This is a genomic window from Methylobacter tundripaludum (genome assembly GCF_002934365.1).
GTDB lineage: Bacteria > Pseudomonadota > Gammaproteobacteria > Methylococcales > Methylomonadaceae > Methylobacter_A > Methylobacter_A tundripaludum_A.
Map to the genome: position 1 here is coordinate 70,196 of NZ_PTIY01000013.1, position 17,701 is coordinate 87,896.

Consider the following 17,701-nt stretch of genomic DNA (forward strand, 5'->3'; position numbering starts at 1 on the left):
GCCAATGCCCGGTCTTCAGCCGCCGATCCGCTTACTCGGTTTTCTTTAAACGCGGCCTACAATAGCGCGAAGTCATAACCGGAGAGTTATCATGAGCATACAAACCGAACTGCAATCCACAATTACCGACCTGGTCGTCAAGGGCAAAGGCATACTGGCCGCCGATGAGAGCCACCCGACCATGACCAAGCGCTTTAAAGCGATCAATGTAGAATCAACCGAGGAAAGCCGCCGCGCTTATCGCTCATTACTGCTGACTACGCCGGGCTTAGGCGAATTCAGCAGCGGAATTATCCTGTTTGAAGAAACCCTGGAGCAAAAAACCGATGACGGCAAACTGCTTCCGCAAGTGGCGGCCGAACAAGGCATAGTACCGGGCATCAAAGTGGATAAAGGCACCCTGCCCCTGGCAAATGCAGCCGGCGATTTAATTACCCAAGGCCTGGACGGACTGGCTGAACGGCTAACGGGCTACAAAGAACATGGAGCCCGATTCGCCAAATGGCGCGAGATTTATTCCATCAGCGCACTTAATCCGACTCCGCTCGGCATAGCCGCTAATGCCGAGGTATTGGCGCGTTACGCCGCGATTTGCCAGTCACTGGGCATCGTACCTATTGTCGAGCCGGAAGTATTGCTGGACGGCGACCACACCATTGAGCGCTGCCTTGAAGTGACGGAAGCTGTCCAACATGCCGTATTCCATGCTTTGCACAGGCATCGTGTGGAACTGGAATATATCGTACTCAAGCCCAGCATGGTGGTGCCGGGTAAAAACGCTCAAAACAAAGCAAGTCCTGAAGAAATTGCCGAAAAAACCCTTGCGCAGTTGCGCCGTTCCGTCCCCGCGGCAATGCCTGGAATTAATTTTCTTTCCGGCGGACAAACGCCTGAGGAAGCCACGGTAAATCTTAATGCCATGAATGCGATGGCCGGCAATGCACCGTGGCAATTAAGCTTTTCTTACGGACGGGCATTGCAGCAACCGGTGCTGCAAGCGTGGCAAGGAAAACCGGAAAATATCAAGGCTGCGCAAAATGCGTTGTATAAACGCGCGAAACTTAATGGCGCTGCGCGCTACGGAAGCTATACGGCGGAAATGGAAAAAGAATAATGAACCGGAAAGAATACAAAAAAACGCTACACCAATTGCAAATCGAGCTGGTCAAGCTCCAGAATCATATTATCAAGCATAACGATAAGATTCTAATTATCTTTGAAGGCCGCGACGCCGGTGGAAAAGACGGCACGATAAAACGCATTACCCAATATTTGAGCCCCCGTGAAACGCGCACGGTGGCTCTCGGCAAACCTTCTGACCGGGACAACAGCAGTTGGTACTTTCAGCGTTACGCGGCGCACCTTCCCTCCACTCAGGAAATGGTGCTGTTCAACCGCAGCTGGTACAACCGCGCGGGAGTGGAACGCGTCATGGGATTTTGCACCGATGAGCAATACCATGAGTTTCTTGAAACCGTACCCGACTTCGAGCAGATGCTGGTTCGATCCGGCATTAAACTGCTGAAATATTATCTGGATATTAGCCGGGATGAACAAAAAAAACGCCTGGAAGACCGGGAGCAAAACCCGCTCAAGCAATGGAAAAGCAGTCCCATCGATAAAGCGGCGACTAAGTATTGGGATGAATACAGTCTGGCCCGCAACATCATGCTTGCCAGAACCCATCACATCAACGCGCCCTGGACTGTTGTCAGGGCTGACGATAAACAATCCGCCCGCATCAACGTGATTAAAGATATGTTGTTTCGTCTTGATTACAAAAACAAGAACGAAAAGCTGATATTGCCTGACGCAAATATCGTTTTCAATTATGACGAAGGTTACCTGCAAAACGGCATGATTGCGCCGTAATTATTAGCCTTGTAAAGATGCAAGGCCGGACAAGAAAACTCACGGTTTCTTCAATAATGGTAATGAAGGCCGCATTTCCCAAAGAGCCGATTGCTGAGGGGAGCCTCGCCTACCGTGTTCTGAATAACATCCATATTGCAATTCACGTTAACCGGTTTTCTCTTTAATGCAAACGCTTGAGCTTCGGTGTCGCTGTCGCGCGTCGCCGCATTCATTAATCCGCTTGTTTTTTCTGCCGCGAGCCATTGATTCGGCAATGTTAATATTAATTTAGCAGGCGGAGCCGTCTTTTTAAATGTCTTTACAGGAACCGCATGCACGGGCATCGAATAACAAAGAACAATAATAGCCGTCAATATCGTCTTTAAGAAAATAGCCATTTTCATGATTTTTCCCCAAGCTAACCTCAGTCATTACAAAGAGTAGACAATATGGCGAAAAAATCAATATTTGATGGTTTTTTATTAAGTTATATTAATTTATTAATGTAGAGTAACAAGCCTCAGCAAAAACTATCCCCTCACATTATTCAGGCAACCGCGCAGGAAGAGGCCAACGGACTGCCGGACCCAAACATCGATTTCCGCTTCGTCGGGTGTTGGTTCCAAACCCAGTTGCAGCTTTTGAAACCGTCCATTGCGTAATGCGCTCAAGAAATGGTCGGCAAGAAAATGCGGATCTACCGCCGCAAAATACCCCGTTTGCTGCTGCCGGGCGAAAAACTGCCTGAGATGATCGAGAGTGCGTTGCGGCCCTTGCTCATAGAATTGAGTGGCAAGATCGGGAAATCGCAGCGACTCGCCAATCAGTATGGTGCGCATACGCACCACCTCCGGCCTTGTGATCCGATACAGGAATTGCTTGGCAAAAGAAATTAATGCTTCCTCTGGAGAATTCTCCAGAACATTTTCCTCCGACAGGCTGGTGACGAATTGGTCGCTGCAGCGCTTGATCACAGCGCCGAATAATCCGGCCTTACCGCCGAACTGACTATAGATAGTCCGCATTGACACGCGCGCATCCCGCGCGATGGTTTCCAAACTGAGGTTGCCGTAGCCGTTTTCAAGGAAAAGACTGAAGGCTGTGTCCAACAGCCGGTCACGGCTTAGGCATTCTTCCCCTTTTCGGGGACGCCCGCATTTAATCATGGTGTAGCACTCACAAAATTAGTTGACTAAAACAGTAGGATACCTTAGATTAAATGATAATATATCTTATCATTTATTACTATCAAATATCAGGGTGTAAAGACGATGAAAAAAGAAACGTATCTATCGGTTGCTATCCATCGCTTGAACATCCCGAAAAGGTCAATGCAGCGCACACGAAACGGCATGCTTGCCGCCGTCACCCTTCTGGCGCTGGTCGGGTGCGGAAATCAAGACGATCCCGGCTCTAATCAGCGTCCGGTGCCCAATGTCAAAATCGCACAGCCTGTGTCCCAGCAAGTTACTGAATGGGACGAATACACCGGGCGTATCGAAGCCGTGGAATCGGTAGACGTGCGCGCGCGGGTCAGCGGCTATCTGGATAAAGTCAACTTCAAGGCGGGCGACCAGGTAAAAAAAGGCGACCTTTTGTTCCAGATCGACCCGAAACCCTTCACCGCTCAGTTGAACTATGCCGTAGCTGAACTGGAAGGCGCTAAATCCCGGCACGAATTGGCAAAAAACGATCTGGCGCGCGCCGAGCGTTTGTTTCGCGCCAAAGCCATTTCCGAAGAGGAGCATGACGCCCGCAGTAAGGGGCTGCGCGAAACACTTGCCGCCGTTCAGTCTGCAGAGGCCAATGTTTACACGGCACGGTTAAATCTGGAGTATACCCAGGTGCGCTCCCCGATAAACGGACGGATCGGCCGCGAATTAATCACCGCCGGTAACGTGGTCAACGGCGGCGGATCGGATCCAACCTTGTTGACCTTTATCGTCTCCACCGACCCTGTTTATGTTTACGTGGATGCGGACGAACGCTCGGTACTGAAATACCGGCGTCAGGCTCAGAAAGGAGGTACGGGCAACATGGGCGATGAACACACGCCGGTCGAGTTGGCTGTGGCTGATGAAGTTAACTTCCCCCACCTCGGCCAACTCGATTATATCTCGCCGCGTGAAGATGCGGCCACGGGTACCCTGACCATGCGGGGTGTGTTCGCCAACCCGGATGGATTGTTAAGTCCCGGCTTTTTTGCCCGCATGCGGGTTCGCGGCAGCACTCCGTACCCCGCGATATTGATTCCCGACCGGGCTATCGGTACGGACCAGGCGCAGCAGTTTATCTGGGTAGTCAATCAGGAAAACCAAGTGGAATACCGCAAACTATCGCTGGGTGCGCATATCGGCGATTCCCGTGTGGTTACCGAGGGGTTAAAGCCCGACGAATGGATTGTTACCGAAGGCATCCAGAAACTCAAACCGGGCATTAAGGTGAATCCTGAACGCATCTCGCTGACCAAGCAAGATGGAGCAAAGTAGACCATGAACCGATTCACTCACTTTTTCATCGACCGCCCGATTTTTGCGGCGGTGTTATCCATCATCATTATCTTGGTCGGCGGACTTGCGCTGATCGGCCTGCCTATTGCCCAATATCCCGAGATTGCGCCTCCCACCGTCGTGGTCAGCGCGGTCTATCCCGGCGCCAACGCCCAGGTGGTGGCCGAAACCGTGGCCACGCCTATCGAGCAGGAAGTGAACGGCGTCGAGGACATGCTGTATATGTCCTCCCAGTCGTCCAATAGCGGCAGCATGGCGCTGACGATTACTTTCAAGCCGGGCACCGACCTCGACAAGGCCCAGGTGCTGGTGCAAAACCGCGTGGCATTGGCCGATCCCAGGCTGCCTCAGGAAGTGAGTCGGCAAGGCATCAGCGTCAAGAAACGCAGCCCGGACTTGAGCCTGGTCGTCAACCTGATCTCCCCGGACAAGCGCTACGACAGCGTTTATTTAAGTAACTACGCGTTGCTGCAAATCAAGGATACCCTGGCGCGGCTGCCCGGCGTCGGTGAAATTCTGATTTTCGGCGCCCGCGACTACAGTATGCGTCTCTGGCTGAATCCGGAAAAAATCGCCGCCCGCGACCTGACCGCCAGTGACGTGGTCAACGCTATCCGCGAGCAAAACATCCAGGTTGCGGCGGGCGTAGTCGGCCAACAACCGACAAAGGAGAACGTCGACTTCCAATATACGGTCAGTACCACGGGACGGCTCATGGCGCCTGATCAGTTCGCCGAAATCGTCATTAAGAAGGGCAAAGATGGACAGGTGACTTATCTGAAGGACGTGGCCCGCATCGAGCTGGGCGCCAAGGACTACAATTCGGGACTGCTGATGGACGGCGAACCTTCGGTGGGCCTCGCCATCTTCCAGCTGCCCGGCTCCAACGCCCAGGAAACAAAAAAAGCGGTCATAGAAACCATGGAGAAACTCAAGCCGCGCTTTCCCCAAGGCCTTGATTACACGATTGTTTACGACACCGTTATATTTGTCGAGCAATCCATCGACGCCGTCATCAAAACCCTGCTTGAAGCCATCCTTCTGGTCGTGCTCGTGGTCGTGATATTTTTGCAGAACTGGCGCGCCACCATCATTCCGTTGCTTGCCGTACCGGTATCTTTGATCGGCACCTTCGCAGTGATGTCGGCATTAGGCTTGTCGCTTAACACCTTGTCATTGTTCGGCTTGGTGCTGGCTATCGGTATCGTGGTGGATGACGCCATCGTAGTGGTGGAGAATGTGGAGCGCCACATCGCCGAGGGATTATCGGCCAGGGACGCCACCCGCAAGGCTATGGAAGAAGTGGTAGGCCCTATCATCGCGACGGCTTTGGTGCTGGTCGCCGTGTTCGTACCGACCGCCTTCATCACCGGCGTTTCGGGCGCTTTCTACAAGCAATTCGCTCTAACCATCGCGGTATCCACCGTCATATCGGCATTCAATTCACTGACCTTAAGTCCGGCCCTATGCGCGCTGTTGCTGGATCGGGCGCACGGCGACAAGGACCTGCTCACGCGGCTGGTTGACCGCCTGTTCGGCTGGTTCTTCGTCCGCTTCAACCGCTTCTTCGACTCTTTCAGTGAAGGCTATTCTCGGCTGGTCGGCAGACTGATTCGCATGACCGCGGTTGTAGGGGTGCTGTATATCGGCCTCAATGGACTTAATTTCCTGGCCTTTGAAAAAGTGCCGACAGGTTTCATTCCTCCGCAAGACCAGGGCTACCTGGTTATGTATGCGCAACTGCCCGACGCAGCTTCTCTTGCGCGCACTCAGGAAGTGGTCCAGAAGGCCACCGGTATTATCCTGGAAACGGAAGGGGTCAAACATTTGATTGCCTACTCCGGCTTTTCGATCCTGAGCGGCTCCAGCCAATCCAACGTCGCCACGATGTTCGCGACGCTGGATGACTTCGGACAGCGCTCGGGCCATCCTGAGCTTCACTCCACCGCTATAATCAAAGACCTCCAGCAGCGTCTTTCTCAAATCGAAGGCGCCCAAATCGCCGTATTTGCGCCGCCCCCGATCCGGGGCATGAGTTCGGTGGGCGGTTTCAAGCTGCAAGTCCAGGACCGCTCCAATGCCGGTATTGCCGCGTTGCAGAGCACGACCAACGAGATGATCGCCAAAGGCAATCAGCAACCGGGATTGGCCGGACTGTTTACGACCTTCCGTGCGGAAGTGCCGCAACTTTTCCTGGACGTCGACCGCACCCGCGCCAAATCGATGGATGTCCCGTTGAAAGAAGTTTTCGATACCTTGCAGATCTATCTGGGTTCCATGTATGTCAATGATTTCAACAATTTTGGCAGAACCTATCAGGTCGTGGCGCAGGCCGACTCGGAGTTTCGGATGGAACCGTCGGACATCGCCGAGCTGAAGACGCGGAATAATCAAGGCGGCATGGTGCCGCTCGGGTCGCTGATGTCGGTTAAGAAAATTACCGGCCCCAACAACATCAGCCATTACAACATGTACCCGACAGCGGAAATTAACGGCGCCACCTTGCCGGGAGTCAGTTCCGGCCAGGCGATTACCATCATGAATAAACTGATGGACGCGGAACTGCCGCCCGGCTTCGACTTTGAATGGACCGAACTCAGCCTGCAACAGGTATTAGCCGGAAACGTCGCCATGCTGGTTTTCCCGCTAAGCGTGATCTTTGTGTTTTTAGCCTTGGCAGCCCTGTATGAAAGCTGGTCGTTACCGTTTGCGGTGATCCTGATCGTGCCCATGTGTATTCTGTCTTCGTTGGCCGGCGTATGGTTGCGCGATATGGACAACAACATCTTCACCCAGATCGGATTTATCGTACTGGTGGGTTTGTCCAGCAAGAACGCTATCCTGATCGTCGAGTTTGCAAAGCGGCGGCAAGAGGACGGGATTAACCGTTTCGATGCGGCGGTGGAAGCGTCGCGGATACGACTACGCCCCATCTTGATGACCTCCTTCGCTTTCATCATGGGCGTGTTTCCGCTGGTCAAAGCCCAAGGGGCGGGAGCGGAATCACGGCAGCTGCTGGGTACTGCGGTGTTTAGCGGCATGTTGGGGGTGACGCTGTTCGGTCTTCTGTTAACGCCCGTCTTTTACGTGATCGCTCAGGGCTTGGCGCAACGCTGGCAAGCCTCAAGGCACAAGGCCCCGGTCTTGATGCCGCATGAGCCTGTGTCCGGCCCCGACTTATCAACCAAGGAATAACTATGCACTCCGCAGAATTTCACCCTGCCCTGCAACGCGGCAATACCTTATCCGTTGCGATTGAACGCAGCTTAATTTGGGGACAGGCTTTCCTGTGCGCCGCTGCACTGAGCGCCTGCGCGGTAGGACCCGATTACAAGACCCCGGCCACCGAAGCAGGCCAAACTTTCTCTAATGCCGCCCTGCCTGAGTTTTCTGAAAAGGGCGTGGAAGCAGCATGGTGGAAACTGTTTGAAGACAAGGAGCTAACCGAGCTTGTCGATCTTACGGTGCAGCACAACCGTAATCTCCAGGCCGCCCGCGCCAATCTGCTCGAGGCACGGGCTCTGTACCTGCAAGCAGGATTGAATCTGGCGCCTACGGTGACCTCGCACGCCAATTATACGGACTCGAAACGCAGTCTCGGCGCGTTAAACAACCTGAATTACGCGCCCCGCGAAATAAAACTCTACAATGCGGGCTTCGATGCGTTTTGGGAACTCGACTTGTTTGGCCGCGTCCGCCGTGACGTGGAGGCCAGCAGCGACGAAGTCGATGCGCAGGAAGCCGGCCTTCGAGATCTCGGCGTCAGCCTGATCGCCGAGGTAGCCAGAAACTATTTCGAATTACGGGGCCTGCAAAACCAGTTGGCAACCGCGGAAAAGAACGCCCACAACCAAGCCGAAACACTGGAAATAACCCGCATCAGATTGGAAGGCGGCCGCGGGACTGAACTCGACACTTCGCGGGCGTTAGCCCAGCTCGATTCCACCAAGGCCGGCATTCCGCCACTGGAAAGCGCCATTTACCAAGCTATGCACCGGCTCAGCGTGCTGACCGGGCAGCTTCCGGGCGCGTTGACGAAAAAACTGTCCAAACCCGCACCCTTGCCCAAAATTCCCGCAAATATCGACATCGGCCGACCCGCGGAGCTGTTGCGCCGCCGTCCCGACATTCGTATCGCCGAGCGGACTCTGGCGGCAGCTACCGCTCGCATCGGCGTCGCCACTGCCGATCTTTTCCCCAGGGTGACCTTTGTCGGCAGCATCTCTCTCGAAGCCAGCACCATGTCCGGGCTCGGCGCAGTGGGTTCCGACGCTTACTCGGTCGGTCCCAAGATCAGTTGGGCGGCGCTGGATTTGGGCCGCGTGTATGCCCGCATTAAGGCCTCGGATGCCCGCGCCGAAGCCAATCTGGCCGAGTACGAACAGACGGTGCTGAACGCTTTGGAAGAAACGGAAAACGCGTTGGTGAATTACAACCGGACGCGAATTCGGCGGGACTTGCTAACCTCGGCGGCCCAAGCCAGCGAAAGGGCGCATGACCTGGCGCATCTTCGCTTTGCCGAAGGCGTTTCGGATTTCCTGACGGTACTGGATTCCGAATCGCGTCTGTTGCAGGACCAGGATCGCCTGGCCCAGAGCGAAACCGCCACGGCAACCGCGCTGGCGGCGCTTTACAAAGCGTTGGGCGGCGGCTGGGAAGCGAACCCTGCTTTGGCTAAATAAACACGTCTACGTTAAAAATATCAGCGTCGCGAACAATGCTCCGGGTACAATATGCAATAGTCTTATTATTGAGGAACTCCCATGCAAACATACCTACCCCTTATCAAAGCAATGTTTCCCGAATGGTATTTTTTTGCCATGAACAATCCATTGTCCGTTACGGTAGCGTTCGCAACAGCAATCTGGCTGCTGACCGCGATATTTTACAGCATCAGGATTGCCGCATTAAAAAGAGGAAAAGTCGCCTGTGAAAAAGCCGGCATCGAAAATCTAAATGCCGCTCAACAACAGCTACTGCAAAATCAGGACGAATTAGCCGCGGCTACCGAACAAATGGAAAAAGCCCAGCAAGCGGCTCAAGACGAAACGCAACGGGCTTTAGCGGTTGAACAGCTGATCTATCAACGCAACCAGCAGATTGCCGGAATTATTCAGACGCTGGCGACAAGCTTTGATCTTGGCGAGCGCCCTCTGCTTGCGAGCGAAGACATGAAAGCGGACGCGTTATGGCAGCAACATGACAAAGTCATCGGCCAATTAATAGAGCGTCTGCGTTCCGAGCAGCAGGCGAAAACCGAATTACAGCAAGCTTATAAGGCGGAATCGGCGAAACTGGCCGAAAAAGAAGGTCTTTTTCAAGCTTTGCAGACAACATTAGCCGCCCACACCCATCAGCTTTCAAAACTGGAGCAGGCGCTTGAACAGCAAAAAACGATGCTTCAACATCAGGATAACGCCCATCAAGCATTGACCGATACCCTGAAACAATACCGCACTGATGCACCCCGCCCCGCAGAACCGGAAACGATAAAACCGGTTAATATCATAGAACCGCCGGTGCAGTTGCAAGAAAGCCCCAAAATTGCGGATACCCCGGTTGTTGCGGAACCGGGGCCGGTTACTTTGGCGCCGCAGGTTAATGAAGAACCTCTGGCCGCAGTTACCCTGCAGAATGAAGATACGCAAATTGAGTTCGTCGTATCCACGCGCATACCGCCAGAGATAAAACCGGAACCGGTCGTCGAAGAAGCGCCGCCTGCGGCATTGAATATAGAACAATCACCGGCTGCACCCGCCAAAGGTTCGCTGGGCAAAATCAAAAACCTGTTCGGTAAAAAACAACAACCGGTTAAAACAGAACCGCAGTGGAGCGCCACAAAAGCGGATGAAAAAGAATTCCAGCCGTTAACATCGGCTGAGGCGCAACAACCGGCTACTCCTGGCGAAGCATCGAAACCGGACGCAAAGAAGCCGGGAAAACTAAAAGGCTTTTATAATAAGTTCAAATCAAAAGATAAATGATCCGCTTTATGCGTGATTGGACCTGATGCTAAACCGATTGATGGGCTTGTACATCAGGCCCATCGCACTCAATCAGCCTGCGTTGATTAAGTTCTTAGTTTAGCCTCGCGCTCTTGTCCGCGCGGAGCGACCTTGGCCAGTTCGGTCATTTCCTCGGCCAGAAGCTCCAGTATATCGTCTGCCGACACGATGCCGGCAAGCCCGCCCTCCGAATTAAGCACAGGAATACGGCGAATTGCCTTGGTCCGCATCAGCCGTATCGTCTCAAATACGCCTTCGGTTTCCTGCACGCTGACCAGTTGCGGAGCCATGATGTCGCCCACGCTAAACTCATCGAGATTCAGCGATTTAGCAATAATCTCGATGACTATATCGCGGTCTGTCACCACGCCGACCGGCGCCCGCTTACCGCCAACCTCGTCGACGACCACCAGATCGCCGACATGGTATTCGCGCATCAATTGCGCCACTTCCGGCAGACTCATTTCCCTGGTCGCGAACACCACGTCGCGATTGCAAAATTCACCAATAGCCATTGTCAATCCTCCACTTAAGTTAAGGTAGAACTGTAGCAAAACCGGCAACAAGCCCGCTCCCTACAGCAATAAGCACAAACATCCCGACTCATGCTGATATGATGCGCTAAAAGCAGCCGATTTACACCCACTTCTTTTCCCCGGCTGAACGCAATCCGCCCCATAGCGCGCCGACAGGCAGGTCAAGCGGCGAATAAGCGCCCGCTTGCAGAGCCGGTAACGATTGCGCGGCGGCAAGCATCATCCTCGCGGCAAGCCCAGTCTCGTCAAAACGCGCTTCCAGTAAAAAAGAGCAATGACCGACATCGACAGGTGAGCTGAGGCGTGCGAGCGTCACGCCGCGGTTTGTTTCTTCCAGCTCGGCGATACTCGGTACCGGCAATACCAGCGTTTGCTCGTCCAGAAACAGCGGATCGTTTACGATGGCGCGCTCCACCCCGGCCTCGCCCGCCGATTCATCCAATTCGACATAGACATAGCGTTGAAGCGTTGCGCCGGATTTAAGTTCGGTCGCCAGTGCTTTTTTGACCCCTTTGACGCCCTCCGCCGCCAGCGTATGATGCAGGCTGACTCCAGTGTGCAGGTTGGTTTCAGTATGACCGTGAGGGGCCAGTAGCGCAAAATAACTGCCGGAACAGGGAAAGCGCGCCAGGATCGCATCCCGCGCCGACAATAGCGGGGACTTTGTGCAGCAGCGCGCTCCGGTGAATTTCCAACTTATGTTTAACAAAAGCCTCATCGTGGAAACGCGCGCACTCCACGACCGGAACCCGGCGTTGCAAAAGACCTTTGGCAACGTCCACGACCGCGTCCGGCGGGACACAGATCAGTGCGGCGTCAACTTCCGCCAACTCGCTGATGTGGGTAACTACAGGCACTTTAGACTCGGAATCCGAGGAAGCGACGATGCGCTTGACAATACCCGTCAACTCCGTGGTTTGATCGGCAGAAATGAGATCGGCGCATTTGCGCCCCAAATTTCCCAGACCGATGATCGCAAGCCGCAGTTGTTTCATATTGCCTTCTCCGTTATTGCTATGGATCAACGCTCAACCCTCTCGTTCCGGGTTGAGGCACAAAAACCGTTGAAGCTGCGCGCACCCCAGCCACAGACTTCCCCCTTCGACAAACTATTGGAACCGGGAACCGCACTTCCGGTAAACAAGCCAACCGTATATCGCAGCGTTGATCAATATCACCAAAGCCGCCAGCACAAATTGAATGTCTCCGGTAAGGCCGACAGGATAGATCACGGGCAAAAGATAATGCTCGATAAAGCTACCCGAATAACCCGCGTCTCCGGCAAGCCGGCGAAATTCGACTTCGATCACGGTAAGCGGACACAGCCCGCCGGTCAGCTCAATAAATGCGCCCCAGCAGGCGGCCGGTATATGGGCTAGCGCAATCCGGGGAGAACGTAACGCGGAAAATCCGCCGAAAACGACGAAGCCGATAAACAGGAGATGAAGAATCAGGACGGAATCTGCTAAAAGTCGATAAATCATATCATTCGTAGAATATTGATGAACTACGCCCCGGCATCTGAAATTAGACGGTTGTTTCGTGCTTAAGTTTATTCCCCACAGCAATAAAGCCGGCCGCAAAGGCACTCGCGCTTCAGTTACGCCGCTCCCGGCGACTTAATTTAACACACCCGCCTGCCTCCCATGCCTGATCCGCATCCGGTTACGGCTTTGGAAGAGTCCAAAACGCATCGATAACTAAATCTACGGACAGTGTGGCTAGGATTATTCCCATAATACGCTCCAGTATCGCAGCGCCGTTCTTCCCGATGATACGCAGAAGATGCTCCGCGAGCAGCATTAATAGGTAAGTAACCGCCAAGACGCCGAGCATTATCCCGGCCGTTATCGCCTGCGTGGCGACGGAATAGAGGTAATTGTCGGTGAGTAAAATCACCACCATGATAGCTTCCGGTCCCACAATGGAAGGTATTGCCAGCGGAAACACCGCAATATCGTGCCCGGCCTCAGACTGGCTAAAAGTGGTTGCCGCTCGGCCGAAAATCATCTGGAGTCCAAAAAGAAATAAAATGATGCCGCCGGCAATTTGCAACGAAATAAGCTGAATGTTCATCGCAGCGAGCAGGATTTGCCCTATAAGAATTGCGCCAAGCAAAACGATAGCCGAATAAGCAATCGCCCTTGTTGCAATTTTTCTGCGTTCTCTTGCCGAAAGTCCCGAAGCCAGCGCCGCAAAAAGCACAACAGTCCCAATCGGTTCAATGGTTACCCAGATCATCAGCGCGTCGTGGATTATCTTATTAAGCACATGTTCTCCTTTGCCGCCACAACGTCAGCTTTTCAGATTTAAAAACGTTCCTGATAACTTACTTTATCCTAGTTTTGACTAGGCCGTTCTATTCTAAACAAAATTTGCGCTATCATAGATCAGCAATTGTACTTATAGAAACAGGATTTATTATGGAATTAATTTGGGTCGGCGCCGCTTATCTGGCAGGATTAATATCCAGCCGATTGCATTTACCCCCTTTGGTAGGCTACCTGATGGCGGGATACGCGTTAAATCTTTCCGGCGTTGAACCCAACGAAACACTCAGTCATTTAGCCGATATCGGCATTGAACTACTCTTATTTACGGTCGGCCTGAAGTTGAAGCTTTCTTCGTTGTTGCGACGCGAAGTGCTTAGTGTCGGCACCTTGCACTTGCTTATCGTCACCCTGGTTTCCGCACTGGTCTACTTTGGTTTTAATGGGCAGGTTACCGGCGGCTTAGTGATAGGCGTGAGCTTGGCTTTTTCCAGTACAGTGCTCGCGATTAAAGTATTGGAAGACAGCGGCGAACTATCCACCTTGTACGGCCGGGATGTATTAAGCATATTGATTTTACAAGATATTGTCGCCATCGGCCTGCTGGCTGTCGCCAATAACAAACAACCGTCGCCTTGGGCCCTGTGCCTTCTGCTGTTGCCTTTTCTCCGCCCTTTGGCGTATCGCTTGCTTAACGCCAGCCGCGACGATGAATTGAAATTGTTATTGGGCATAGTACTGGCATTGGCAGGCGGCGTATTGGCGCAAAAGGTCGGTATTTCCAGCGATATTGGCGCATTGCTGATGGGCGTTATGCTGGCTGGGCACCCCGACATAGACGATCTTTCTAAAAAACTATGGGGGTTAAAAGAAACCTTTTTAGCCGCATTTTTCCTTCAAATCGGCTTGGCCGATTTGCCGGGTTATGACGAAGTCATACAAGTGTTTGAGCTGCTGTCTCTATTGCCATTGCAAGGCATGCTTTTCTTTGCGTTATTTTTGCTGGTCGGCTTACGCGCACGCACGGCTTTTGTTTCCGCGCTGGCGTTGATGACTTACAGTGAGTTTGCGTTGATCACCTCGAGTGTGGTCGTCAAGGCGGAACTGCTTCCCCCCGCTTGGGAAGCTGTCATCGGTCTGGCGGTTGCGCTTTCCTTGGCTATTGCGGCGCCATTAAATCGCTTTTCACACCGTATCTTTTCCTTTCTGGAACCGGGATTAGTCCGTTTTGAACGTAAGGTCGAACATCTGGACAGACTACCCAGCAGCATCGGGGGAGCGGAATGGCTGGTGGTGGGAATGGGACGCACCGGCATGTCGGCATATCTCGCTTTTAAGCAGCAGGATATGCGCGTGCTGGGCTTGGATGCCGACCCTATCAATCTAAAAAACTTGCTTGCCGACGGGCGAAGGGTGATTTACGGTGATGCCGAAGACTCTGCGCTATGGGAGACGCTGCCCTTGGAAAAAGTCAAAGGGATTATCCTGACCATGCCGGAATTTGAAGCAAGATCGTCGTCGATCAAGCAGTTAAAAAGCCTTAAATTCGCCGGCAGTATCGGCACCGTTTGTTTTCACAACGACGAGGAAAGCGAACTGTATCGATTGGGGGCCACTTTCGTTATTCATCCGTTGATAGAAGCGGGTAAACAATTGGCCGAACAGTTACTGGACTCGACGCGCGAGCTGGATTTGGCCTAAAACAGCCCCGGTTGGTTATTTTCGATAAATATCAGAGTCGCGCAGAATATATCAATCTTTGCGCGGCCCAGCCAAGAAAGCCCCAAACTCTTGTTCCGGCATCGGTTTGGCGAACAAGTATCCCTGACACTGGGTGCAACCTTGGTCGCGCAAGAAGGCAAGCTGCTGCTCTGTCTCCACGCCTTCGGCGACTATCGAAAGACGCAGGCTTTTCGCCATCGCGATGATGGCGATTACCAACGCGGCGTCGTCAGGATCGCTGCCAATATCCCGGATGAACGACTTGTCGATCTTGAGCGTATGGATCGGAAACTGCTTTAGATAGTTCAGACTTGAATAGCCGGTGCCGAAGTCGTCTTCGGAAATTTGCACCCCCAGTACCCGTAATGTCTGGATGACAGCAATGGTATGTTCCATGTTATGCATCATCATGCCTTCGGTAATCTCCAGCTCCAGCGCTTCGGGCGGCAAGCCGGTTTCTATCAGCACGGCGCTCACGGTATCTATGAAATGCATATCATGGAACTGCCGGGCCGAGACGTTCACCGCAATCCGCAATGACGGCTGCCCCTGATTGCGCCATGCCTTGGCCTGGGAACAGGCGGTGCGAAGCACCCACGCGCCAATTTCGGTAATGAGTCCGGTGTCTTCGGCCAAAGCGATAAAATCATCGGGACTTATAAGGCCGCGCACGGGATGCAGCCAACGGATCAACGCCTCCGCTTTACTGATGGCGCCGGTCGTAATATCCACAATAGGTTGGTAATACACCTGGAACTGGTTTTCGGCGAGAGCCTCGCGCAAGTCCGCGGTCAGTTGTATCCGGTTCAACATGGCGTCGTGCATCGATGGAGTAAAGCAGCAGTATGCGTTGCGGCCTTTATCCTTGGCGGCATACATAGCTTGATCGGCGTTTTTGAGTAAATCCTCGAGTTCAGTGGCGTCCTTAGGATAAAACGTAATGCCGATGCTGGCCGATATCTGGGATTTTTCACTACCTAATTGGAACGGTTGGGCCAAACTGTTCAAGATCGAGTGAGCGATGCGTTCGGCGCTGTCGGTAGCGTCCAAATCGCCGAGGATGACGGTAAACTCGTCTCCGCCCAGGCGCGCCACGGTGTCGGTATCGCGCACGCAATGGATCAGGCGTTGCGCCGCATCCACAAGCAGCGCGTCGCCTACTTCGTGTCCCAGCGTGTCGTTAATTTCCTTGAAGCGATCGAGATCGATGAACATCAACGCCAAGGAAGAATTGACACGATGGGTTTTCTTGACCGCCTGCTCCAGACGGTCACGGAACATACTGCGATTGGGCAGTCCGGTCAATGGATCGAAGTTGGCTTGCCGCCAAATCAGTTCTTCCGACTGTTTTCGCTTGGTAATATCGGAGAACAACGCAACCCGGCGGTTTACCGAGCCATCGCTGTTGAAGATGGAATTGATGCTAAGCCATTCGGCATAAACCTCACCGTTCTTGCGGCGGTTCCATATTTCGCCTTCCCAGTGCCCCGTAGTGACGAGCTTGCGCCACATAGCCTGGTAAAACATGGCATCCTGACGGCCGGATTGGAGGATTTTCGGGTTTTTACCGATGACATCTTCCGGCGTGTATCCCGTCAGTTGCGTGAAAGAAGGATTGATCGCAACGATGGTGCCGTCTGCGCCGGTCACCACCATACCCTCGCTGCCGTTTTCGAACACCAGCGCCGCCAGTTGTACCGCTTCCTCGGCCTGCTTGCGCAGGCTAATGTCAGTCTGCGTACCGATCATGCGCAAGGCTTTGCCGTTTGTATCCCGGTCGATCACCTTGCCGCGCGTCAGCAGCCATTTCCAGCTTCCATCCTTATATCGTGCGCGGTGCTCATTGCTGTAACTGTCTGTATCGCCGTCCAGATGAGCCTGCAACTCGCTCATCACGCGTTGGAAATCGTCAGGATAGATCGTCGATTCCCAACTCAAAATCCGGCTTTCATAGTCATCCTCATCATATCCGAGTATTTCCTTGCAACGCGGGGAAAAAAAGACCTCGCCGGTTTGCAAATTCCAGTCCCATACGCCGTCTCCCGCACCTTCCAACGCGAATTTCCAGCGCTCTTCGCTGGTGCGCAGCGCATCTTTGTCCAAGCGATGTAAGTTCAGGAAAAAAATCAGTACGGAGGAAACCAGCGCCGCAACGCAAAGAGACGCAAAAAATCCGGTCAACAGGTAATCGTAGGTAATCTCCCCTTTCAGAAGCAAGCCCATTGCTCCGACGATAATCTCCGTCGCGGCTATGGAGAAGAAAATACAAAACAGAAAAAGCCGGGTTAAGGGTAGCTTTTTCAGGCGATGAGATAAATCTATGGCGGTTCGGGTCATTGAAAATAAATGTAAATTTTATGGCGTAGACAGTTTGGGCCCATTAATAAACGCCCGGATAATTCGATAATGGGTGAAGGCTACATTGAAATGACGCCCGTTGTATTGTACCTGAACTGCCCGTATTTCCATCCTTAGCCCAAAGCCCAGGAACATAACTCATAGCCAATGAACGATCGTGCATGCTCCCGGCTCTCAAAACATTGGGGCAATGCAGCAAACGCCGGAATTCCTGCATCATCGATAGCCATCATGAAACCCTGATCCTAGGGGCGTAGATGGTGGAAGAAATTTAATTGTTCCCGGTCAAACTGATTGCGTTCGTTCGGTTTAACGCGACAATTTCTTACCGGCATTCGTCAGTCTTTTCAATTCCATGAGCGCCGGAGGTAACCGAAAAACCACCTCAACTCATCGTCAAAATAAAACCGGGGCGACGCTAAGATAGAGGATTTTCAAAGCCTTTA

Annotated in this window: 15 protein-coding genes; 7 read left to right on the forward strand and 8 right to left on the reverse strand. The window is 53.0% G+C overall.

What is annotated here, in order from left to right; genetic code table 11:
* The first annotated feature begins 91 nt into the window (after positions 1–91).
* The gene (locus B0F88_RS15115; RefSeq protein ID WP_104424766.1) at positions 92–1,114 is read left to right on the forward strand and encodes a class I fructose-bisphosphate aldolase; all 1,023 of its coding nucleotides are present in this window, start codon (positions 92–94) and stop codon (positions 1,112–1,114) included.
* Positions 1,114–1,872 (forward strand): polyphosphate kinase 2, encoded by a 759-nt coding sequence (gene ppk2, locus B0F88_RS15120; protein WP_104424767.1) that lies wholly within the window; start codon positions 1,114–1,116, stop codon positions 1,870–1,872. The genes B0F88_RS15115 and ppk2 overlap by 1 nt, the downstream gene beginning before the upstream one ends.
* 50 nt (positions 1,873–1,922) lie before the next feature.
* Here the strand turns inward: ppk2 and B0F88_RS15125 are convergent, their stop codons facing one another.
* Positions 1,923–2,258, reverse strand: coding sequence for a hypothetical protein (locus B0F88_RS15125; protein ID WP_104424768.1), 336 nt, complete (start codon positions 2,256–2,258; stop codon positions 1,923–1,925).
* Between the two features lie 126 nt (positions 2,259–2,384).
* Positions 2,385–3,020: a TetR/AcrR family transcriptional regulator gene (locus tag B0F88_RS15130; protein WP_104424769.1), complete on the reverse strand. Its 636-nt coding sequence runs from the start codon at positions 3,018–3,020 to the stop codon at positions 2,385–2,387.
* 165 nt (positions 3,021–3,185) lie between these two features.
* Between B0F88_RS15130 and B0F88_RS15135 the strand changes: the two genes are divergently transcribed.
* The 4 genes from B0F88_RS15135 (at position 3,186) to B0F88_RS15150 (ending at position 10,348) form a co-directional block, all read left to right on the forward strand.
* Positions 3,186–4,343 (forward strand): efflux RND transporter periplasmic adaptor subunit, encoded by a 1,158-nt coding sequence (locus tag B0F88_RS15135; RefSeq protein WP_258076689.1) that lies wholly within the window; start codon positions 3,186–3,188, stop codon positions 4,341–4,343.
* Between the two features lie 3 nt (positions 4,344–4,346).
* A complete protein-coding gene (locus B0F88_RS15140) occupies positions 4,347–7,559 on the forward strand; it encodes an efflux RND transporter permease subunit (protein ID WP_104424771.1) in 3,213 nt (1,070 codons plus the stop codon).
* A gap of 2 nt (positions 7,560–7,561) precedes the next feature.
* Complete coding sequence (locus B0F88_RS15145) at positions 7,562–9,046, forward strand: efflux transporter outer membrane subunit (protein WP_104424772.1); 1,485 nt, start codon at positions 7,562–7,564, stop codon at positions 9,044–9,046.
* A gap of 81 nt (positions 9,047–9,127) precedes the next feature.
* Complete coding sequence (locus B0F88_RS15150) at positions 9,128–10,348, forward strand: hypothetical protein (protein ID WP_146083362.1); 1,221 nt, start codon at positions 9,128–9,130, stop codon at positions 10,346–10,348.
* A gap of 86 nt (positions 10,349–10,434) precedes the next feature.
* Here B0F88_RS15150 and B0F88_RS15155 read toward each other — a convergent pair whose 3' ends face one another.
* From B0F88_RS15155 to B0F88_RS15170, 5 genes are all read right to left on the reverse strand, one after another.
* Positions 10,435–10,884 (reverse strand): CBS domain-containing protein, encoded by a 450-nt coding sequence (locus B0F88_RS15155; protein ID WP_104424774.1) that lies wholly within the window; start codon positions 10,882–10,884, stop codon positions 10,435–10,437.
* 121 nt (positions 10,885–11,005) lie between these two features.
* Entirely contained in the window at positions 11,006–11,557 is a 552-nt protein-coding gene (locus tag B0F88_RS19570; RefSeq protein ID WP_219820878.1) for a hypothetical protein, read from the reverse strand.
* A complete protein-coding gene (locus tag B0F88_RS19575; RefSeq protein ID WP_219820879.1) occupies positions 11,475–11,900 on the reverse strand; it encodes a Gfo/Idh/MocA family oxidoreductase in 426 nt (141 codons plus the stop codon). The genes B0F88_RS19570 and B0F88_RS19575 overlap by 83 nt, the downstream gene beginning before the upstream one ends.
* Before the next feature lie 114 nt (positions 11,901–12,014).
* Complete coding sequence (locus B0F88_RS15165; RefSeq protein WP_104424775.1) at positions 12,015–12,389, reverse strand: DUF2784 domain-containing protein; 375 nt, start codon at positions 12,387–12,389, stop codon at positions 12,015–12,017.
* 181 nt (positions 12,390–12,570) lie between these two features.
* Positions 12,571–13,176, reverse strand: coding sequence for a MarC family protein (locus B0F88_RS15170; RefSeq protein WP_104424776.1), 606 nt, complete (start codon positions 13,174–13,176; stop codon positions 12,571–12,573).
* A 152-nt stretch (positions 13,177–13,328) separates the two neighbouring features.
* On the opposite strand from B0F88_RS15170, the gene B0F88_RS15175 reads away from it, so the two are divergent.
* Positions 13,329–14,876, forward strand: a complete 1,548-nt coding sequence (locus tag B0F88_RS15175) for a cation:proton antiporter domain-containing protein (RefSeq protein WP_104424777.1) — start codon at positions 13,329–13,331, stop codon at positions 14,874–14,876.
* Positions 14,877–14,927: 51 nt separating this feature from the next.
* On the opposite strand, the gene B0F88_RS15180 is transcribed toward B0F88_RS15175, so the two are convergent.
* Positions 14,928–17,234: a bifunctional diguanylate cyclase/phosphodiesterase gene (locus tag B0F88_RS15180; RefSeq protein WP_104424778.1), complete on the reverse strand. Its 2,307-nt coding sequence runs from the start codon at positions 17,232–17,234 to the stop codon at positions 14,928–14,930.
* Positions 17,235–17,701 lie beyond the last annotated feature (467 nt).